The organism is Burkholderia sp. PU8-34, from assembly GCF_053427725.1.
Window position 1 is genome coordinate 1 of record NZ_JBSAXC010000031.1, and the last position, 17,709, is coordinate 17,709.

The 17,709-nt window shown below is 65.7% G+C and carries 21 protein-coding genes and 1 pseudogene; 7 read left to right on the forward strand and 15 right to left on the reverse strand.

Annotated elements, in window-relative coordinates; translation table 11 throughout:
* Positions 1–168: SDR family NAD(P)-dependent oxidoreductase (locus ACV22Z_RS34865; RefSeq protein WP_448080833.1), on the reverse strand; the 168-nt coding region annotated here is incomplete at its 3' end.
* Positions 169–221: 53 nt separating this feature from the next.
* Positions 222–962, reverse strand: coding sequence for an acetoacetate decarboxylase (locus ACV22Z_RS34870; RefSeq protein WP_448080798.1), 741 nt, complete (start codon positions 960–962; stop codon positions 222–224).
* Between the two features lie 467 nt (positions 963–1,429).
* Between ACV22Z_RS34870 and ACV22Z_RS34875 the strand changes: the two genes are divergently transcribed.
* Positions 1,430–2,011, forward strand: a complete 582-nt coding sequence (locus ACV22Z_RS34875; RefSeq protein WP_448080799.1) for an undecaprenyl-diphosphatase — start codon at positions 1,430–1,432, stop codon at positions 2,009–2,011.
* A 31-nt stretch (positions 2,012–2,042) separates the two neighbouring features.
* On the opposite strand, the gene ACV22Z_RS34880 is transcribed toward ACV22Z_RS34875, so the two are convergent.
* From ACV22Z_RS34880 to ACV22Z_RS34900, 5 genes are all read right to left on the reverse strand, one after another.
* The gene (locus ACV22Z_RS34880) at positions 2,043–2,267 is read right to left on the reverse strand and encodes a hypothetical protein (RefSeq protein ID WP_448080800.1); all 225 of its coding nucleotides are present in this window, start codon (positions 2,265–2,267) and stop codon (positions 2,043–2,045) included.
* Positions 2,268–2,424: 157 nt separating this feature from the next.
* On the reverse strand, positions 2,425–3,261 hold the full coding sequence (locus ACV22Z_RS34885) for a siderophore-interacting protein (protein WP_448080801.1): 837 nt from the start codon (positions 3,259–3,261) through the stop codon (positions 2,425–2,427).
* A 175-nt stretch (positions 3,262–3,436) separates the two neighbouring features.
* Positions 3,437–4,150 (reverse strand): PadR family transcriptional regulator, encoded by a 714-nt coding sequence (locus tag ACV22Z_RS34890; RefSeq protein ID WP_448080802.1) that lies wholly within the window; start codon positions 4,148–4,150, stop codon positions 3,437–3,439.
* Between the two features lie 588 nt (positions 4,151–4,738).
* Entirely contained in the window at positions 4,739–5,548 is an 810-nt protein-coding gene (locus ACV22Z_RS34895; RefSeq protein ID WP_448080803.1) for a prolipoprotein diacylglyceryl transferase family protein, read from the reverse strand.
* Positions 5,549–5,705: 157 nt separating this feature from the next.
* Positions 5,706–5,951 carry a hypothetical protein gene (locus ACV22Z_RS34900; RefSeq protein ID WP_448080804.1) on the reverse strand — a complete coding sequence of 82 codons (246 nt, stop codon included), beginning with the start codon at positions 5,949–5,951 and terminating at the stop codon, positions 5,706–5,708.
* A 264-nt stretch (positions 5,952–6,215) separates the two neighbouring features.
* Here ACV22Z_RS34900 and ACV22Z_RS34905 point away from each other — a divergent pair, with 264 nt between their 5' ends.
* Positions 6,216–6,854 (forward strand): GNAT family N-acetyltransferase, encoded by a 639-nt coding sequence (locus ACV22Z_RS34905; RefSeq protein WP_448080805.1) that lies wholly within the window; start codon positions 6,216–6,218, stop codon positions 6,852–6,854.
* 86 nt (positions 6,855–6,940) lie between these two features.
* Positions 6,941–7,273: a hypothetical protein gene (locus ACV22Z_RS34910; protein ID WP_448080806.1), complete on the forward strand. Its 333-nt coding sequence runs from the start codon at positions 6,941–6,943 to the stop codon at positions 7,271–7,273.
* 117 nt (positions 7,274–7,390) lie between these two features.
* Here ACV22Z_RS34910 and ACV22Z_RS34915 read toward each other — a convergent pair.
* Positions 7,391–7,657 (reverse strand): annotated as a pseudogene (locus tag ACV22Z_RS34915) (aldo/keto reductase); the annotation flags it as partial.
* Positions 7,658–7,783: 126 nt separating this feature from the next.
* Complete coding sequence (locus ACV22Z_RS34920) at positions 7,784–8,404, reverse strand: LysE/ArgO family amino acid transporter (RefSeq protein ID WP_448080807.1); 621 nt, start codon at positions 8,402–8,404, stop codon at positions 7,784–7,786.
* Positions 8,405–8,505: 101 nt separating this feature from the next.
* On the opposite strand from ACV22Z_RS34920, the gene ACV22Z_RS34925 reads away from it, so the two are divergent.
* Complete coding sequence (locus ACV22Z_RS34925; RefSeq protein WP_448080808.1) at positions 8,506–9,399, forward strand: LysR family transcriptional regulator ArgP; 894 nt, start codon at positions 8,506–8,508, stop codon at positions 9,397–9,399.
* Positions 9,400–9,444: 45 nt separating this feature from the next.
* Here ACV22Z_RS34925 and fnr read toward each other — a convergent pair whose 3' ends face one another.
* The 3 genes from fnr to ACV22Z_RS34940 form a co-directional block, all read right to left on the reverse strand.
* Positions 9,445–10,191, reverse strand: a complete 747-nt coding sequence (gene fnr, locus ACV22Z_RS34930) for a fumarate/nitrate reduction transcriptional regulator Fnr (RefSeq protein ID WP_448080809.1) — start codon at positions 10,189–10,191, stop codon at positions 9,445–9,447.
* A gap of 272 nt (positions 10,192–10,463) precedes the next feature.
* The gene (locus tag ACV22Z_RS34935) at positions 10,464–10,931 is read right to left on the reverse strand and encodes a universal stress protein (RefSeq protein ID WP_448080810.1); all 468 of its coding nucleotides are present in this window, start codon (positions 10,929–10,931) and stop codon (positions 10,464–10,466) included.
* Positions 10,932–11,595: 664 nt separating this feature from the next.
* Positions 11,596–12,006: a DUF3005 domain-containing protein gene (locus tag ACV22Z_RS34940; protein ID WP_448080811.1), complete on the reverse strand. Its 411-nt coding sequence runs from the start codon at positions 12,004–12,006 to the stop codon at positions 11,596–11,598.
* A gap of 276 nt (positions 12,007–12,282) precedes the next feature.
* Between ACV22Z_RS34940 and ACV22Z_RS34945 the strand changes: the two genes are divergently transcribed.
* Together ACV22Z_RS34945 and epsC are read left to right on the forward strand one after the other, a co-directional pair.
* Positions 12,283–12,516, forward strand: coding sequence for a hypothetical protein (locus tag ACV22Z_RS34945; RefSeq protein ID WP_448080812.1), 234 nt, complete (start codon positions 12,283–12,285; stop codon positions 12,514–12,516).
* A 151-nt stretch (positions 12,517–12,667) separates the two neighbouring features.
* On the forward strand, positions 12,668–13,588 hold the full coding sequence (gene epsC, locus ACV22Z_RS34950) for a serine O-acetyltransferase EpsC (protein WP_448080813.1): 921 nt from the start codon (positions 12,668–12,670) through the stop codon (positions 13,586–13,588).
* 180 nt (positions 13,589–13,768) lie between these two features.
* Here epsC and ACV22Z_RS34955 read toward each other — a convergent pair whose 3' ends face one another.
* The 3 genes from ACV22Z_RS34955 to ACV22Z_RS34965 all read right to left on the reverse strand — a co-directional run bounded on the left by ACV22Z_RS34955 (position 13,769) and on the right by ACV22Z_RS34965 (position 16,240).
* The gene (locus ACV22Z_RS34955) at positions 13,769–14,572 is read right to left on the reverse strand and encodes an SDR family oxidoreductase (RefSeq protein WP_448080814.1); all 804 of its coding nucleotides are present in this window, start codon (positions 14,570–14,572) and stop codon (positions 13,769–13,771) included.
* The gene (folE, locus tag ACV22Z_RS34960) at positions 14,573–15,202 is read right to left on the reverse strand and encodes a GTP cyclohydrolase I FolE (RefSeq protein ID WP_205791087.1); all 630 of its coding nucleotides are present in this window, start codon (positions 15,200–15,202) and stop codon (positions 14,573–14,575) included.
* A 111-nt stretch (positions 15,203–15,313) separates the two neighbouring features.
* Positions 15,314–16,240, reverse strand: coding sequence for a LysR family transcriptional regulator (locus ACV22Z_RS34965; protein ID WP_448080815.1), 927 nt, complete (start codon positions 16,238–16,240; stop codon positions 15,314–15,316).
* 116 nt (positions 16,241–16,356) lie between these two features.
* Between ACV22Z_RS34965 and ACV22Z_RS34970 the strand changes: the two genes are divergently transcribed.
* Positions 16,357–17,589, forward strand: coding sequence for a 4-hydroxybenzoate 3-monooxygenase (locus ACV22Z_RS34970; protein WP_448080816.1), 1,233 nt, complete (start codon positions 16,357–16,359; stop codon positions 17,587–17,589).
* Positions 17,590–17,709: the final 120 nt, after the last annotated feature.

A 17,709-nucleotide genomic window follows, 5' to 3' on the forward strand; every position in this document is an offset into this window, starting at 1 on the left:
CTTGCCGCCTGCTTTCTTGATCTCTTCCGCGACCGCGTTTGCACCGTCCTGGTTCAGGTCGGCGATCGCGACCGCCGCGCCGGCCTTGGCCAGCTCCAGCGCGATTTCCTTGCCGATGCCGCTTGCGGCGCCCGTGACGACTGCGGTCTTGCCATTCAGATTGCTCATGTTCGAGTTCCCGTAGTTAAGGGTTTGACAGGAGAAAAGGACTGCGGAAGGTATTACTGAGCCAGGTAATCGTAGACGACTTCGCCGAGCCCGAGTGTCAAATCCGCGACGAGATGGCGGGCCTCGACAATCTCGAGCACCGGCAGGTCGGCCACCGGCGCGAGCGCATGCGGCGACAGCTCGAGCGACGCGGGGCCCGTCCATGCGCCCTTCATCACGATGTCCTGCATGTAATAGCGCACCAGCTCGCACACGCGCGCGGTGCCGTCGACGTGCGGAATGATCTTCAGCAGGAAATTGGGGCCGGCGAGGCGCTTCGTCTGCTCGGCGATGTCGAGTTCCTTGTGCTTGTAGCCCATCGTGCCGGTCGCGACGCGCACCTTGCCGTAGTCGAGCGTGCCGAGGAGGTGATCGGTGTTCACGTTCAGCGTCGGCGACGCGAGCTTCTTCGGGAAGCCCCACAGCTCGCGGCCGCCGGCGATCGGCGGGTGGTCGTCGAGGTACATCGCGAGCGTGTAGCCGCCCGGCTGGCCGTTGTATTCGACGGGAATCACCTGGCCGCTCTCGGTGTAGTCGCCGAAGCCGGTCGAGTCGGCCATGCGGATGAATTCGTAATGCACGAGCGGCTCGGTGATCTGCAGGGGTTCCGGCACGATTTCGCGCAGACGGGCCGGATCGGTGCGATACGTGATGATCAGGAACTCACGATCGACGAAACGGTAAGGGCCCATCGGGAAGGCGGGGCTGGTCAACGGCATGGCAAATGCTTTCGATCGGACATCGCTGGGTTTCATGCGGACTCCTTGTTGTTGATCGGCTTCGTTGATGAGTGCCCGTAATCGTATGCCTGTGCGCAGCCGTTGTGCGATGCCGCAACTGGAATAAATTGTTGCAGCAATCGAAGCGTTGACTGCGCAAATGTTGACCCGAACAGCGTCAATGGCCTCGATGAACGCTCAGCGCCTTGATCGTCGCAGGCGTCGATGATGTCGCGAAGTGGTCAAAGGTGAGCGTTTACGGGAGAGTTGGTGAGGCTTTACGGGAGACGCTCCGCCCGGAATATTTCAATTGTGTGAACTTGTGTTGCAATGCAGGTTCTAACAGCGTCCTTGCGGACGGATCGGGCGTCGCCCGCCCAAGTGCATGACGCACGCGTGGACGCCATTCCGGACGTTATTAAGCATCGCTTAAGCGAGCCGCTCCTAGCATCGTGCGTGACCGGATGGCCGGTCAGGCACTCCCGCCCCACATAATCCGATTCATGCAGAACCTCAATCTCACCCTCTTTTCCGCCATCAACGCCGGCCCGGCGCCGCAACCGGGCGTCGCGAAGCTCGCGATCTTCGCTGCCGACTGGCTCGTCTACGCGATTCCGGCGATGTTGCTGCTGACCTGGATGTTCGGCACGCGCCCGACGCGGCGCCAGGCGATCGAAGCCGGCGTCGGCGCGTGCGTGGCGCTCGCGCTCGCGCAAGTGCTGTCGCATTTCTGGTTCTCGCCGCGGCCGTTCATGGCCGGCGTCGGCACGCAACTGATTCCGCATGCACCGGACGGCTCGTTCCCGAGCGATCACATGACGTTCGCGTGGAGCGTGGCCGCCGGCATGTTGCTCGCCGGCACGACGCGCATGACCGGCTTCGTGATCGCGGCGATGGCTGCGGCGATCGCGTGGGGGCGGATCTACGCGGGCGTGCATTGGCCGTTCGACATGGCGGGCGGCGTGCTGGTCGGCACTGCCGGCGCGCTGGCCGCACACCTGTATGCACGGCCCGTTTCGGCGATGCTCGAGCGCATCGGCGAGACGGTGCATGCGGTCGTGATGGGGCGCTTGCACGCGCCGTAACTCGACGGAATGATCAGGCCGCCGGGCACGGTCAGCCCGGCGGCCTTGCCGCTTCGGCGGCTGTGGCCGGGCCGGCTGCGCCGTGCAGTTCCTCGGTCGTGTCTGCCGGCTGCTGCGCGGCATTGCGATCGAGCGCGCTGTCCTTGAGGATCGCGCACATCGCGACGAACAGCGCGAGCGCGACGGCCGCGAGGCCGCAATAGCCGGCGATCTTCAGGTGGCGAAGGAAAGGCGAAGCGTGGCTTTCTTTTGTCATGACCGGAGCGCTCCTGGGGCGGACAGCATCGGCTGCCTGACTGCGCTGATTGCGCAGACTGCGAAATCGCGGACGTAGGTAGAAATCGCAGACGTAGGTATATACCAGCCGCCGTGCCGATGCCAAGCCGTCCGTGCGCCGGCCCCTACGTTTTGCGTCAGTCGTCGAGCGCTTCGTGCACCGCGCTCGCGCCGCGCTTCCAGTACGCCGCCGCACGAATCCGCCCCTTGTCGACGCCGCATTCGCCGGTCAGATGCTGGCGCACCGCGCGCATCGCGAGCGCTTCGCCGGCCGCCCACACATAGCCGTCGCCGGTCGGCAGCGGCAGGTCGCGGACGGCGGCCAGCAGCTCATCAACGTTGCCATCGGCGGCTTGCGCTTCGTCGCGAGCTTCGTTGCGAAAACGCCAGATTTCATGCACTTCCGCGCGCGTGTCGAACGCAATCTGCGCAGTGCGATCCGCGACTTCCAGCACGACCGCCGCGCGTGCGCCGGCGGGCAATTCCTCCAGACGCCGTGCGATGGCCGGCAACGCCGTATCGTCGCCGATCAGCAGATGCCAGTCGAAATCGGTCGGCATGACGAACGAACCGCGCGGGCCGCCGATCCCGAGCCATTGGCCGATGCGTGCCTGCGCGGCCCATTGCGACGCCGGGCCCGGATGGTTCAGCACGAATTCCAGATCCAGTTCGCACGCGGCGCGGTCGAAGCGGCGCGGCGTGAAGTCGCGTGCGACGGGCTTAGGCTCGCCTTCCGGGAACACGGGGCCGTTCGGGCTCATCTCAGGCAGCGCGGGGCGCTCGGCGCCAGGCGGCGGCAGGAACACTTTCACGTGGTCGTCGAACGACGCCGATTCGAAATCCGCCAGATCGGGGCCGCTCAGCGTGACACGCAGCAGATGCGGCGTCACCGCGTGAAGGCGCACGACCTGCAGCAGGCGGAACTTGAGGGTGTGACGCACGCGGGTCACGGTGCGTTCGGGGGCTTGTTGCATCAATCGGTTCTCCAATGTCGGCCCGAGTTGGCGCTTCGGCGCTTGCTCGGGCCCGATGCTTCACGGTTGGCTCGAGTTGGCTCTCCAGCGCTTGCTTGGGCCCGATGCTTCACGGTCGCCCGAGGTGGCACTTCAGCGCTTGTTCGGGCCCATGCTTCGCGGTCGGCGGCGCGGGTTACTCGTCCGAGCGGCCTTCGATCTCGGCGGTCGCACGGCGCAGGATCGCCGCGATGCGCCGCTGTTCGTCGGCGGACGCGCTGCTCTTGTGCAGCAGCGCGTGCTTCAGCGCGACGCGCGCTTCGACGAATTCGGGCAGCCAGCCGCCTTGCGACTCGTCCGCCGCTTCGCCGGCCGCTTCACCTCCCGTCTCGCCCGCAAACGCGCGGCGCATGAATTCCATCTTTCGCGCGAGGTGCGTGAGGCGCGCGAACAGCGTATCGACGCGTTCGCGCTGCGCGTCGAGGTGCGCGCGGCCGGCGTCCGTCAGCGCGTAGCGCTTGCGGTTGCCTTCCGCCTGCGACACGACAAAGCCGACTTCTTCGAGATAGGTCAGTGCCGGGTAGACCATGCCCGGACTCGGGCTGTAGAAGCCGCTCGAACGCGTGTCGAGCGCCTTGATGAGTTCGTAGCCGTGGCTCGGCTGGTCGGCAAGCAGCGCAAGCAGCAGCAGTTGCAGGTCGTCGGAGCTGAACTGGCGGCCGCGCGGCATCGCTTCATCGTCGCCGAAGCCTCCGAAACCGCCCCGGCCGCCGAACGGGCCGCCCCCGAACGAATCGCGGCCGCGACGATGGCGGCCGATCGCATGCCAGAAACCGGTGACCCAGAACGGGGCGGTTTGCGCACCATGACCGTCGCAACGGGCATGGCCGCGGAAGTGACTGTGTCGCATGATCGAGTCCTGTATGTCGGAAAACATATCTAAAGATATATATCGAAAGATAGGTCGTCAAGGCGATTTATTTGGGGTTGGATGGTGGGTGGGTCGGGAGCGAAGGCACGAAGATCGCGAGGCATGTGCTCGCATTCCTGCTGTTGTGGGCCGGCCTGCAGATCATGCTGACGGGCGTGTCGGCGTTCGTTCGGACGACGGGCGCAAGCGCGCTGAGCGTGTCACGCATCGATGCGACGTGGTGGAGCGCGAGTGCGTCCGCGTATCGATTCCGATCAGCCGCTCGACGGAGCAAAACACGGCCCGATTCGAGGATATGGCGTGCAATCGCCGGAACAGTCTCGAGGGTGGCCATGACGCATTTCGCCGGTCGGACATTCGTGCACTTTCGTCTTCGTCCGATTTCCTTATTCGACGCGAGCGCTTAGAGTCGTGCGGTGGATCGCTAGCGACGGTCGGTGGGCGCGGCCGTAGCAGTAACCTGTCGTGCTGAAGTACTTTGTGATCAACGCTGCCTTATGCGAGCGCCGGCGATCCACACCTTCCGCCGCCATCACTCCCCCATCGCTCCCATACGTACAACAAACGTCACGGACCGAAGTGACGTTTCATCGTGTCCTTCAGACGCGCAGCGGTGATTTCGCCCATGTGCGATTCGACCAGCCGTCCTTTTGCATCGAAGAACAGCGTCGTCGGAAGCCCGCGCGAACCGTAGGCTTGCATCGCGTGGAGGGCCGGGTCGAGCAGCACGTGACCGAACTGCAGCCCTTGCCGTTCGAGGAACTCATGCACCGTCGGTGCATCTTCGCCCTGATTGATCATCAGCACGGCGGCATTGGGGTAGTCGTGCTGCGCCTGCGCGAGAATCGGCATCTCGCGTCGGCACGGCGGACACCAGCTTGCCCACAGGTTCACGACGACGGGCTTGCCGGCGTAAGTGCCTGGCGAGACGGGCACCGCGTCGACGGTCGTCAGCTGCAATGCGGATAGCGGCGGCGCGGCGTTCTGGAACGACGCCAGCACGCCCTGCGCCGCGCTCCATGCCAGCATGCCGGCGACGACGCCGGCCAGTGCGGGCCGGCCCAGCTCGCGCATGCGACGCAACTTCCACCCGACGTAAGCCAGCGCAACCGGCAGACCGACCCACCAGTAGAAGCCGCCGTCGCCGAGCGCGACGATGGACTTCGGCGCAGCGAAGTAATCCGGCCACCAGCGCGCGACGTAGCCAACGCGCGCGGCGACCAGGCCGATGAGCAGCGCGTCGAGGATCAGGCTCGATGCGTTCTTGTGTCTAACCTTCGACTGGCCGCGTTGCATGAAGCGGGCGACGAGCCACGCGAGGAGCGCGGCGATGGCGACTGCCACCACGCGCGCCGAGAAAGGGCCAACGCTCAACATGCGAAAACTTCCGTCGTGATTTGATGGATCCGGATATGAGGACGATTATCGATCGGGCGCGGTGATGCGTTCAACTGGCACTTGTCGACCCGATGCGAGGCAATGCTGGCCCGCGACCGTCAGCGGCCAGACGCGTCACGTGCTGCATCGCGTCCTTCTATGCCGACCGCGGCAGATAGAGCACGAGCCTCACGCGATCCGTTCCGCGCAGCGGCGTCACCCGTATCGTCCAGGGTTGGCCCGCGCAGTCGCGGATCAGTGCCTGACGCAACGGCGTCGCATGCCGCGCATCGAGCGTGACGCGCATCACGACGCTGCGCGCCGTTTCTGCACGCGGGCCGTGGAGGGGCACGATCTTGCGCGAGCCGATCAGGGCCTGCAGGTCTTCCAGGATGTGCTTCATGGTGCTCCCCAGGATGTCTGTTGCGTACGGCAATGCGGATTCCGGACGCGCGGTTCGCGTACGGTTCATGTGTTGTTCATCGGAACGGACACGCGCATTCAACTTATAAAGCGATCCGGATAGAAATGGCGTAAATCCCGCAGTCGCCCGTGTAAACGCGCGATATATGCGCGCTGGCAGCGCAATTCTTTACGACATTTTTTCTTGTGACGCCCATAGGCCAACCCTAGACTTCGGGTAACTCAGGAACCCTGGAGTGATGTCATGTCGAAGCAACGCGCGGTGATCGCACCGCACACGCCTTTCTCGAGCGTCAAGCGACGCATCGGCAACGTGGTGTTGAGGCGCTTCGATCCGGCGCAAGATTCGTACGAGCAGCTCACGACGATGCTGCATCGCGCGTTCGCGCGTCTCGGCATGATGGGGTTGAATTGCACTTGCGTCGATCAGGATGAGGCGGTCACGCGGCGGCGCGCGCAGGCGGGCGACTGCTATGTGGTGGTCAGCGACGGGAACATGATCGGCACGATGACGCTTTACGCGCAGGACGCCGCGTCGGCCTGCGGCCATTACCATCGGCACGACGTCGCGTCGATCCGCCAGCTCGCGATCGATCCGTCGTGGCAGAACCGCGGCATCGGCAAATCGCTGCTGGCGTTTGCGGAGTACTGGGCGTCGACGCGCGGCTATGCGGAGCTCGCACTCGACACGCCGTATCCGGCGGAGCACCTTGTCGCGTTCTATCGCCGTCAAGGATTCCGTATCGTCGACATCGTGCACTTTGCCGGCAAGCGCTACGACAGCGCAATTCTCAGCAAGGCGCCGGTCGTCGCGCGCACACTGGCCGCGTGGACGCACCAGATCGCGCTGCCGAGCGCGCGTTTCGTCCGCTTTGCCGCATGAGGCACGACCGTATGCGCAATGCACCGCGTCGTGATGACAGACCGGAGGCCGGCGGCCCGCATGACGATGCGCGGCGGAAGGCGGCGATGCGGGTGCGCGGCTGGATGAAGGTCGTGCTCGTCACAATCGCGATCAACGAACTCCTGACGTTCGCATTTGCGTACGTGGCAGAGCAGGTCGGATCCGACCTGACGATGCTGGAGACGCTCGTCTTCAGCTCGATGACCTGTGCGCTGGTCAGCTATTGGCTGCTGATCGACGCGCGAAATGCATGGCGCCACGCGGTCGAGAAGGGCTGCATCGGCTCGCAGTGCGCAGCAGACGACGAGGACCTGCCGAAGATTGCCGATACCTGTCCACGCCGCTGGCTCGTGGTGCTGCACATCGAGCTGAATCCTGACCTTGTGCGCACCGTCTGACAGTGCGTGTCGGGAAGACGTCGATCGGCCTGGCGACATTGCCGGGGTATCGTCGACTGATTCGGAATCCGTAGTTGTGACAGTGCGCGATCGTGCCCGGCCTCCGGGCACGTCGCGTCAGGTCGCGCTGGCCTCGTCGATCTGCCGAATGTCGTCCTGATCGAGCCGGATGCGGATCGCGTCGCCGAGCAGCGCCAGTTGCGCGAGCGACGTCGCGCTGGCGATCGGTGCGGTGATGCTCGGCCGCGCGATCTGCCACGCGAGCGCGATCGCGGCAGGTTGAGTGTCGTGCTTGGCCGAAACGGCGTCGATCCCGGTTGAGACGGCGGCGCGCATCGAGCGGTTCCGACGCCGCCGACGGAACCGGGACATTTTCTCCGATCGGTTCATTTCGTGCTCGCGACGCAGCGCCGGGAAGATGGACGTTTTGCAGCAGATAACGGAGGAACCGTCTGTTGTGAGACTGTTCGGCGTGGCCAGGATCGATCTGGAGCGCATTTCTGAACGGCGTCACCGCAACTGCACGGCCGCCATGAACAGCACCATGCTGCCGATCGCGCCGTCGAGCACACGCCAGGCGACCGCGCGGCGGAACCACGGCGCGAGCATCCGCGCGCCGTAACCGAGGCCGAGAAACCACACGATGCTGACGGTCATCGCGCCGATCGCGAACGCGAGCCGCGCGCCTTCCGGCTCGCGTGCGCCAGCCGTGCCGATCAGCAGGAACGTATCGAGATAGACGTGCGGGTTGAGCCACGTGAACGCGAGCGTCATCAGCACGATCGCAAGCGCGCCTTGCTGCGGCGGCGCGACCGCGTCGCCGCGGACGTCGAGCGTCGCATGGCCGGGCTTCAGCGCGCGGCGCAGCGCACTGAGGCCGAACCACGCGAGATACGCGAGGCCGACGTACAGCACCGCGTGGACGAAGGTCGGATAGCGTTCGACGAGCACCGACGCGCCGCCGACGCCGGCGCCGATCAGGATCATGTCGGACAGCGCGCAGAGCAGCACGATCTTGCCGACGTGCGAGCGCATGATGCCCTGGCGCAGCACGAAGGCATTCTGCGCGCCGATGGTGACGATGAGCGACGCGCAAAGTGCCGCGCCGTGCGAAAAAGCGATCCAGTTCATGATGATTGCGAGCAGTAGACGGATGTTTCGGGTAGCGCTAGTCTGCAGGGTCGGCGGAGCTAAGAAAAGCTAAATTGTCTAATGCGGATTAAGGAAAACTGATGCTCGACTATGCATTGCTCGATGCCCTTGCGGCCGTGATCCGGCACGGCTCGTTCGAGCGCGCGGCGAAGGAGCTGAACGTCACGCCGTCGGCGGTGTCACAGCGCGTGAAACTGCTCGAGGAACGGGTCGGCAGCGTGCTCGTGAAGCGCGGGCAGCCGTGCGTCGCGACGACGTCCGGCGCGCTGCTGTGCCGCCACACCGAGCGCGTGCAGCTCCTCGAGGCGGAGCTGTCCGGCCGGATGCCCGCGTTGCCCGGCGCGCTCGCGGCAGACTGGCCGACGCTGCGCGTCGCGGTCAACGACGACAGCGTCGCGACGTGGTTCATCGACGCGGTGGGGCCGTTCTGCGCGGAGCGCGAGACGCTGCTCGATCTCGTGATCGACGACCAGGACTACACGGCGGCGCGGATCCGCGACGGCAGCGTGCAGGGCGCGGTGACCGCGCAGGCGGAGCCGATCCAGGGCTGCCGCTCGACGCGGCTCGGGCGCATCCACTATCGCGCCGTGTGTTCGCCGGAATTTCATGCGCGCTATTTCAGCGCGGGGATCAATCGCGATTCGCTGCGCCGCGCGCCGTGCGTGATGTTCAATCCGAAGGACGGGTTGCAGGCACGCTTCATCCGGCGCGTGACGCGCGCGGATCTCGATCCGCCGCAGCACTGGATACCGCACGTTGCCGGCTATCTGCGCGCATGCGAGACGGGGTTGGGATGGGGGATGTGCCCGGACCGGATGGTCGACCGCCAGCTGGCGGCGGGCGAACTCATCGACATGTCGGCGGGACGCACGGTCGACATCGACCTGTACTGGCAGAGCTGGCGTCTGTCGATCGGCTGGCTCGACGATTTCAGCGCGGCGCTCAAGGCGCGCGCCGCGTTGTTTCTCGATTGACGGGGGCGGCCGGCGGCGCGCGTGTCGCGCGCGCCGGACTGCGCATCAGAGGTGATGCAGGCCGTCGAAATCGACGATGTGCACGAGGCGCCCGTGCATCTCGATCAGGCCGCGCTTCTGGAATTTCGACAGCGTGCGGCTGACCGTTTCGAGCGTCATGCCGAGGTAGCTGCCGATATCCTCGCGCGTCATCCGCAGATTGAATTCCGTCGGCGAATAGCCGCGCTTCAGGTAGCGCGACGATACGTCGAGCAGGAATGCCGCCACGCGCTCTTCGGCGTTCAGCGAACCGAGCAGCATCGTCTGCGACGTTTCGCGCACGATCTGCTCGCTCATCAGCTTGTGCATGCGCAACTGCATCGTGCCTGCTTCGGAGCAAAGCGCCTTGAGCGCGCTGTACGGGATCACGCAGACGGAGCTGTCTTCGAGCGCGACCGCGGTGCGCGGATGCGTGTCGTCGCAAATGCCGTCGAGGCCGAGCGCTTCGCCCGCGAGATGCAGGCCGGTGACCTGCTCGCGGCCGTCGTGACGCGTCGCGACGGTCTTCAGCGAACCCGAACGCACCGCATACAGGTTGTCGAATGCGTCGCCTTCGCGGAACAGCGCTTCGCCGCGCTTGACCGCGCGTGCGGCGCAGATGACCGATTCGAGGCGGCTGAGTGCTTCGGGTGCCAGGCCCTGCGGCATGCACAAGTGGCGCATTGCGCACGACGAGCAGTGCGCGGCCTGGCGGGGAGCCCAACTGCCGACATGAGGCGGGGTGGCAGCGCGAGTGGCGACGGGCGTCAACATGGTTATCTTCTCCGGCGTTGAATCGACGGAATCATTGTCCCACCGCAAGTTGCCGCTGTCGGGTGACAAAACGTCGCGATCCGTCGCACCCCCGTCGCGCATATTTCCGGCGGCCCGCACCGACTGCTGGCGGCGCCCGCCGCCCGCCGCCTGCCGCCCGCCGAGCCTGAGCCTGAGCCTGAGCCTGAGCTTGAGCCGGAGTCGGAGTCGGAGTCGGAGCCCGAGCCCGAGCCCGAGCCCGAGCCCGAGCCCGAGCCCGAGCCGGATGCCGCTTAGCCCGCTTGCTCGTCGGCGTGCGCGGCTGCCGGAATCAGCAGCACGGGCAGTGATGCGTGCCGTACGCATTGCTCGGCAATGCTGCCGAGCACGAGCCGGCGGAAGCCGCGGCGGCCGTGCGTGCCGAGCACGAGCAGGTCGGCGCCGAATGCGTTCGCGCCGTCGAGGATCAGCGACGACACATCGGCGAGCGACGACGCTTCGGCAAGCTTCGCTTCACCCTTCACGCCGGCCGCCTGCATCCGCTGCGCGAATTCCTTGGCGAGGTCGTTGCCCTGTGCGAGAAGCTGATCGCGCAGCACTGAGGGATCGTAGCCGGGCACGTTGTAGTAGATCGCGGCATTCTCGACGACGTAGAACGGCTGCAGTTCCGCGCCGTGCGACTGCGCGAGCGCAAGCGCGGCATCGAACGCGTGGCGGGAAGTGTCGCTGCCGTCGACGGCAACCAGGATACGCTTGTACATAGTGTCTCCGAGAGGCGGGTTGAAAAGAAGCTGGCCGAATGGCCAGTTGAGCGGCTCACTGCTGCGAGGCAGAGTAAACGAATGCCGGCGACCTTGCAGTGCGGAGAAGGCATGCGTCGCGATTCGGGCATCGGTTGCGGCAGAGCAGGCGCTACATCCCGCGGATGCACGGACGTACCACGTGCGCCACCGGTAGCGCTGCGGTTGTCTGCTTCGCGTGGCGCTACGTGCACGGCGCGTACGCGTCGACGCGTCGGTCTGATCGACGATGACCGTTCTTCGTCATTGAAGCGAAATTGATGAAACGTGCCGTGATTTCGGTCAAGCGATGTGCGGATTTCGATCGCGGGGCAGCGCGCAGGGTTTGCCGGCCGCGCCGGTGGAGTGGTTGCGCCAGAGAACGAATGCGGAATGCCGCGGGCGGAACGAACCGTTGAGTTGACACGGTGTGACGCGATTCGTTGCGCGTCACGATGCTTGGGCCGGGGCCTCGGTTTCGGGACACGAGGCCGGCGACGCGAAACGACGGTCGAGCCGCTGCGCGATTGTGCAAAGCGTCTGCTGCAGCGGACGAAGTGCGATCAGGGACGCTTGCGTTCGCGCGTTGCCTGCGCAGGGCACCGCGCGAACGCCGCCTTACGAACGATCGCTTCAAACGCCGCGGCTAGCGCGGCACAGTTGTCAGCTCGAATACGCGTTCAGGCCGTCGCGAGTGGCCGGGCCAATGCTCTCTGCCGTACATCCGGTGCACCACGCCGAGCATCTCGTCGCCGACCGGGGGCGGCGCATCGAAGCCTTTTTCGATCATCACGTAGCCGGTGCGCAGCGCGAACGCAGGATGATTGCCGCCTGGCCTGCTGTCGTAGCCGGCGATGCCGTCCGTGGATTCGGGCATCGCGTTGTCGAGCGACGCATTGCTGGTCGTCACCTGATCGGGCGAGATCGGTTCACCTCGCGCGAGGCGTGCCGCTTCGCGGTTCTTGCCGTCGGTGTCGACGGTGCTGTCGTGCGTGTCCTCGTTGTACAACTCGATGCTGCGCGGATGCGCGGACCGCGTTTGTGCAGACGATTCCATCGCGAATCTCCTGGCGGCGAAGCTCTCCGGATCGAAGCAAGTCCCGTTCCGGACACGACGGGAAAAGGCGTGCGGGCGATCGCCGCGGCCGCGCCGCGCGCGCTGATTTGTCGTGATTTATTTCAGCTAGAAGAGGCGTTTTCTACAGAGTATGATTCTTTTCCGACGAAGGGGCGACAGGGGACGCAGTATCGCCGCTTCCGCCCGCACCAGGGCGCCAGCACCCTTAACAGACGGGACGTCAACAAGAAACAAGGGATTTAAGGTGGCGGACTCATGCAAGCGACATCGGCCTTCACGCATCGCGGTTATCTGTTGAACTGCGCGCCTGCGCGCGCCAGCGACGGTTCGTTCAAACCCTACGTCGTGATCTCCCGATCGAGCGACGGGGAACTCGTCGCGAATCGTTTCTTTCCGTCGGAACTCCAGTTCCACGACGAAGGCGCCGCAATCGCGCACGCGCGCGACTGGGCAGTGCGCTGGATCGACGCGAGCAGCGTCACGATCTGACGCGGACGGCGTACGCCGACGTTGGCCCGACGTTGACCGTTCGGCCGATCCGCCGCGAACGGCCCCCGGTCGAAAAACGCGGTAATCTTGGCAAACCCGTCACTTTTATTTGCGGTCGTGTGCGTCAAGCGCAGGCCGCCTGCTTTTGGATATGTCGAAATCGTTTTCGCGTCAGTGGGGCCTCGAAGAGATCGTTGCCGGTTTGCGCGAGTCGCGCGAGGAACTGCACCGCACGCGCCATCCGCGCGGCATCCGTGAACTTCCGTCCCGGGATGCGATATGCAAGATCGTCACCGGCCTGCGCGCGTCGATGTTCCCGACGCACTACGGCGCGCCGGATTTGACAGACGAAAGTGTCGACTATTACGTCGGCCATACGCTCGAAAGCACGCTGCGCATCCTGTCCGAACAGATCCGCCGCGCGTTGACGTTCCTGCCCGAACACGCGGACACGCCGCTTCCCGATCTCGAGGAACGCGCGTTCGGCATCGCGCGCGAATTCGGCACCCAGTTGCCGGCGATCCGCGCGTTGCTCGTCAGCGACATCCAGGCCGCGTATGCGGGCGACCCGGCCGCGCAGCACATCACCGAAATCCTGCTGTGCTACCCCGGCGTGCTGGCGATGATGCACCATCGGCTCGCGCACGCGCTGCACCGGCTCGGCGTGCCGCTGCTCGCGCGCTTCATCAACGAAATCGCGCATTCGGCCACCGGCATCGACATCCACCCGGGCGCGCAGATCGGGCCGAGCTTCTTCATCGACCACGGCACCGGCGTGGTGATCGGCGAGACGGCAATCATCGGCGAGCGCGTGCGCGTCTACCAGGCCGTCACGCTCGGCGCGAAGAGCTTCCCGGCCGACGGCGACGGCGCGCTCGTGAAGGGCAATGCGCGCCACCCGATCGTCGAGGACGACGTGGTGATTTACGCAGGCGCGACGATTCTCGGCCGCGTGACGATCGGCCGCGGCTCGGTGATCGGCGGCAACGTGTGGCTCACGCACAGCGTGCCGCCGGGCACCAGCGTCGCGCAGAGCAAGGCGCGCGAAGGCGACCGCGCTGAGAAACCGTAACGGTCGAGCAGGCGGATACGGCGCGTGATGTGCGCCGTATCGCGATCGCGCTGTTGTGTTGCCGAAGCTCGAAGCCTGAAGCCTGAAGCCTGAAGCCCGAAGCCCGAAGCCCGAAGCCCGAAGCCCGAAGCCCGAAGCCCGAAGCCCGAAGCCCGAAGCCCGAAGCCCGAAGCGCTGGCGTCAGCGGCTGCCCGTCGGCGAACGGTGCTTGTACAGCACGTCCTGATCGACGCGGATCAGGTTCTGCCCCGCATCGACGACGAAATCGACGCCGTTGTAGGCGCCGCCCGTCAGCAGCAGGATCGCGCGTGCGACGTCGTCGGGGCCTGCGATGCGCGCGAGCGGCGTCGATGCTCGGCTCGCATGTTCGAAGTCGGCCTGGGTCTGGTCGTCGCTCGGCAGCATCAGGCCCGGAAACACAGCGTTCACGCGCAGCACCGGCGCGGCCGACAGCGCGAGCATCTGCGTCAGGTTGCCGAGCGCTGCCTTCGCGACCGTGTAGCTGAAATGGTCGCGGTGGAAGTTCTCCTTGATCTTCTGGTCGACCACGTTCACGACGACGCCTTGCTTGCCCGCCGCGCGTGCGCGCTCGTAGAACGCACGCGTGAGCAGGATCGGCGCGCGGCAATTGACGGCCCACGCCTGGTCGAACGCCGCGAGATCGAAGCTCGGGAAGTGGTCCTGCCAGAACACCGACGCGTTGTTGACCAGCACGTCGAGGCGGCCGAAGCGCGCAAAGACGCCATCGATCAGCGCGGTGATCTGTGCCGCATCGGACAGATCTGCCTGCAGCGCCGCCGAATCCGGCCCGCGTTCGGCGATCGCGTCGGCAGCCGCGTGCGCGGCATCGGCCGAGCGGTCGTAGTGAATCGCGGTGCGGTAGCCCTGTGCGGCGAAATACTCGGCGAATGCGCGCCCTGCCCGGCGCGCGGCGCCGGTCACGAGTACCACGGGCGCATCCGCCGTTTGCTTCGTAGCCACCATTTACGTATTCGTCAGGTTCACTGAAGAAGGATTCGCGACGATCGACAGGAATTCGCGCCGCGTCGACGGATCGGTGCGGAACGTGCCGAGCATGCGTGACGTGACCATCTCGACGCCCGGCTTGTGGATGCCGCGCGTCGAGATGCATTGATGCGCGGCTTCGAGAATCACGCCGACGCCTTTCGGCTGCAGCACGTCGAACAGCGTGTCGGCGATCTGCACGGTCATCTTTTCCTGGATCTGCAGGCGCTTCGCGAATGCATCGACGAGCCGCGCGAGCTTCGAGATGCCGACGACGCGGTGATTCGGCAGATACGCGACGTGCGCGCGGCCGATGATCGGCACCATGTGGTGTTCGCAGTAGCTCTCGAAGCGAATGTCCTTCAGCACGATCATCTCGTCGTAGCCGTCGACCTCGCTGAACGTGCGCGCGAGGATGTCGCGCGGTTCGATCGTGTAGCCGGAGAAGAACTCCTCATATGCGCGCACGACGCGCGCCGGGGTGTCGACGAGGCCTTCGCGCGCCGGATCGTCGCCGGCCCAGCGCAGCAGCACCCGGACGGCTTCTTCGGCCTCCGAGCGGCTCGGCCGGGACGCGGCCGGTTCGGGCCGCGAGGATTTTTTACCCATGTATTCGCTCCATCGAGTACGGCCGCCTGCGGCGGCGCGGATCGGAAGCATTGTTTCATGCTTTCGCGGGTCGTGCGTGACGCGCGGTCGGGCTCTCCGCACGACGACACGTTACTTCGGCCACTCATCCTGCTCGTCGTTGAACAGCGACACGACGACGCCCCGCAGCCACGCAGTGCGCGGATCGTTATGAAACTTGCGATGCCAATGCTGCTTCAGATCGAAGTGCGGCAGCTGCAACGGTGGTTCGACGGGCGTGATGAACGCGTGCTCGGCCGCGTACGCATAGCCGATCGCGTGCGGCACGGTCGCGATCAGGTCGGTGCGGCTCAGGATGAACGGCAGGCTCATGAAGTGCGGCGTCTCGAGCACCGCGCGGCGATGCATCCGCTGCTTCGCAAGGTACTTCTCGAGCACTTCCTGGCTGCGTCCTTCGGCGCGCACGACCGCGTGCCCGCACGCGAGGAACTGCTCGACCGTGAACGGCCGCGACGCTTCGAGCGGATGGCCGCGCCGCATCAGGCACACGAAGCGGTGCGTGAAGAGCCGTTGCTGGAAGAAGTTGTTGCCGTCCAGATCGGGGAAGTAGCCGATCGCGAGATCGATGCTGCCCGCTTCGAGGCCGCGTCCGACTTCGTCGTGCGACAGCGACACCGAGCGCAGGTTCGCATGCGGCGCGAGCGTGGTGAACGCCTGCAGCAGCTTCGGCAGGAACACGATCTCGCCGACGTCCGACAGCGCGATCGAGAACGTATGCGTGCTCGCCGCCGGATCGAAATCGTGCGGCGCGACGAGCCCGCGTTCGATCTGCGCGAGCGCATCGCGTGCGGCGGGCAGCAGGGCCAGCGCACGCGGCGTCGGCTCCATCCCGCGCGACGTGCGCACGAACAGCGGATCGCCGAAATACTCGCGCAGCCGGCCAAGCGCCGCGCTCACGCGCGGCTGGCTCACGCCGAGCTGGTCGCCGGCGCGGCTAACGTTGCGCGTGTCGTCGAGCGCGACGAGGTAGGGAATCAGGTTCAGATCGAGTGCTTCCATCACGGCACCAATATTCGCGAAACGTATACAAGTTATCTCTTGAATCGCGTTGCCGCATAGTCGGGAAAGCGCTGAAATTGGTTTCATTATTCGAACCAATGTTCTGGAGACGAACAATGCGCACCCAGGTCGCCATCATCGGCGCCGGTCCGTCCGGCCTTCTGCTGTCCCATCTGCTGCGTCTGCAAGGCGTCGATTCCATCCTCGTCGAAGCGCGTTCGCGCGAATATTGCGAGAACCGGATCCGCGCCGGCGTGCTCGAGCAGGGCACGGTCGACACGCTGAATGCGGCCGGCCTCGGCGACCGGATGCGCCGCGAAGGGCTCGAACATCACGGCGTCGAGCTGCTGTTCGCGGGCCAGCGGCACCGGATCGACCTGACCGGGCTCACCGGCGGGCGCGCGATCACCGTCTACAGCCAGCACGAAGTGGTGCGCGACCTGATCGCGGCCGGTGTCGAGCACGGCCATCCAATGCATTTCGAGGTGAGCGACGTCGCGCTGCACGACATCGATGGCGACCAGCCGTTCGTGACCTTCAACCACGCGGATGGCCGCGCGGACCGCATCGACTGCGACTACATCGCCGGCTGCGACGGCTTTCACGGGATCGCGCGTCAGACCATTCCGGCCGAATACCAGCACACGTTCGAGCGCGTCTACCCGTACGCGTGGCTCGGCATCCTCGCCGACGCGGCGCCGTCGCTCGACGAACTCGTCTATGCGCACCACGAACGCGGCTTCGCGCTGTTTTCGATGCGCTCGCCGACCGTCACGCGGCTCTATCTGCAGTGCAAGCCGGACGAGAACCTCGAAGAATGGTCCGATGCAAGGATCTGGGACGAACTGCATGCACGCTTCTCGAACGACACCGGCTGGACGCCGGCCGAGGGCCGGATCACGCAGAAGAGCGTGACGCCGATGCGCAGCTTCGTGTCGGAGACGATGCAGTACGGGCGCCTGTTCCTCGCCGGCGACGCCGCGCACATCGTGCCGCCGACCGGCGCGAAGGGGATGAACCTCGCGGTCGCCGATGTCCGTGTGCTGGCCCGCGCGCTCGGCGCACGCTGCCGGCACGGCGACGCGGCGCTGCTCGACGCGTATTCGGCGACCTGCCTCGACCGCGTGTGGCGCGCCGAGCATTTCTCGTACTTCATGACGAACATGCTGCACTCGTCCGCGGAGGACACGCCGTTCGTCAACCGCCTGAAGCTCGCCGAACTCAAGTACGTGACGCGCTCGCGGGCCGCCGCGCAGGCGCTCGCCGAAAACTACGTCGGCCTGCCGTTCGACGACGAAGCGGCTCCCGAGGGAACCCGCCTTGACAACGCGCTGAGCACGACTCTATGATCGGCCCATCGTTCGCTAATCGAATCTAGGTTCGCGTATCGAACAAACGCCGGATCCGGACATGGGCCCGGCGCGGCACGCGAGATACGCGTGTTCCATCGACAGCCGCGCATCGTGCCG

Coding starts and splice junctions, on each gene's coding strand:
- ACV22Z_RS34870 (WP_448080798.1), bottom strand. CDS start 962: ATGAAACCCAGCGATGTCCGATCGAAAGCATTTGCCATGCCGTTGACC.
- ACV22Z_RS34875 (WP_448080799.1), top strand. CDS start 1,430: ATGCAGAACCTCAATCTCACCCTCTTTTCCGCCATCAACGCCGGCCCG.
- ACV22Z_RS34880 (WP_448080800.1), bottom strand. CDS start 2,267: ATGACAAAAGAAAGCCACGCTTCGCCTTTCCTTCGCCACCTGAAGATC.
- ACV22Z_RS34885 (WP_448080801.1), bottom strand. CDS start 3,261: ATGCAACAAGCCCCCGAACGCACCGTGACCCGCGTGCGTCACACCCTC.
- ACV22Z_RS34890 (WP_448080802.1), bottom strand. CDS start 4,150: ATGCGACACAGTCACTTCCGCGGCCATGCCCGTTGCGACGGTCATGGT.
- ACV22Z_RS34895 (WP_448080803.1), bottom strand. CDS start 5,548: ATGTTGAGCGTTGGCCCTTTCTCGGCGCGCGTGGTGGCAGTCGCCATC.
- ACV22Z_RS34900 (WP_448080804.1), bottom strand. CDS start 5,951: ATGAAGCACATCCTGGAAGACCTGCAGGCCCTGATCGGCTCGCGCAAG.
- ACV22Z_RS34905 (WP_448080805.1), top strand. CDS start 6,216: ATGTCGAAGCAACGCGCGGTGATCGCACCGCACACGCCTTTCTCGAGC.
- ACV22Z_RS34910 (WP_448080806.1), top strand. CDS start 6,941: ATGCGGGTGCGCGGCTGGATGAAGGTCGTGCTCGTCACAATCGCGATC.
- ACV22Z_RS34920 (WP_448080807.1), bottom strand. CDS start 8,404: ATGAACTGGATCGCTTTTTCGCACGGCGCGGCACTTTGCGCGTCGCTC.
- ACV22Z_RS34925 (WP_448080808.1), top strand. CDS start 8,506: ATGCTCGACTATGCATTGCTCGATGCCCTTGCGGCCGTGATCCGGCAC.
- fnr (WP_448080809.1), bottom strand. CDS start 10,191: ATGTTGACGCCCGTCGCCACTCGCGCTGCCACCCCGCCTCATGTCGGC.
- ACV22Z_RS34935 (WP_448080810.1), bottom strand. CDS start 10,931: ATGTACAAGCGTATCCTGGTTGCCGTCGACGGCAGCGACACTTCCCGC.
- ACV22Z_RS34940 (WP_448080811.1), bottom strand. CDS start 12,006: ATGGAATCGTCTGCACAAACGCGGTCCGCGCATCCGCGCAGCATCGAG.
- ACV22Z_RS34945 (WP_448080812.1), top strand. CDS start 12,283: ATGCAAGCGACATCGGCCTTCACGCATCGCGGTTATCTGTTGAACTGC.
- epsC (WP_448080813.1), top strand. CDS start 12,668: ATGTCGAAATCGTTTTCGCGTCAGTGGGGCCTCGAAGAGATCGTTGCC.
- ACV22Z_RS34955 (WP_448080814.1), bottom strand. CDS start 14,572: ATGGTGGCTACGAAGCAAACGGCGGATGCGCCCGTGGTACTCGTGACC.
- folE (WP_205791087.1), bottom strand. CDS start 15,202: ATGGGTAAAAAATCCTCGCGGCCCGAACCGGCCGCGTCCCGGCCGAGC.
- ACV22Z_RS34965 (WP_448080815.1), bottom strand. CDS start 16,240: ATGGAAGCACTCGATCTGAACCTGATTCCCTACCTCGTCGCGCTCGAC.
- ACV22Z_RS34970 (WP_448080816.1), top strand. CDS start 16,357: ATGCGCACCCAGGTCGCCATCATCGGCGCCGGTCCGTCCGGCCTTCTG.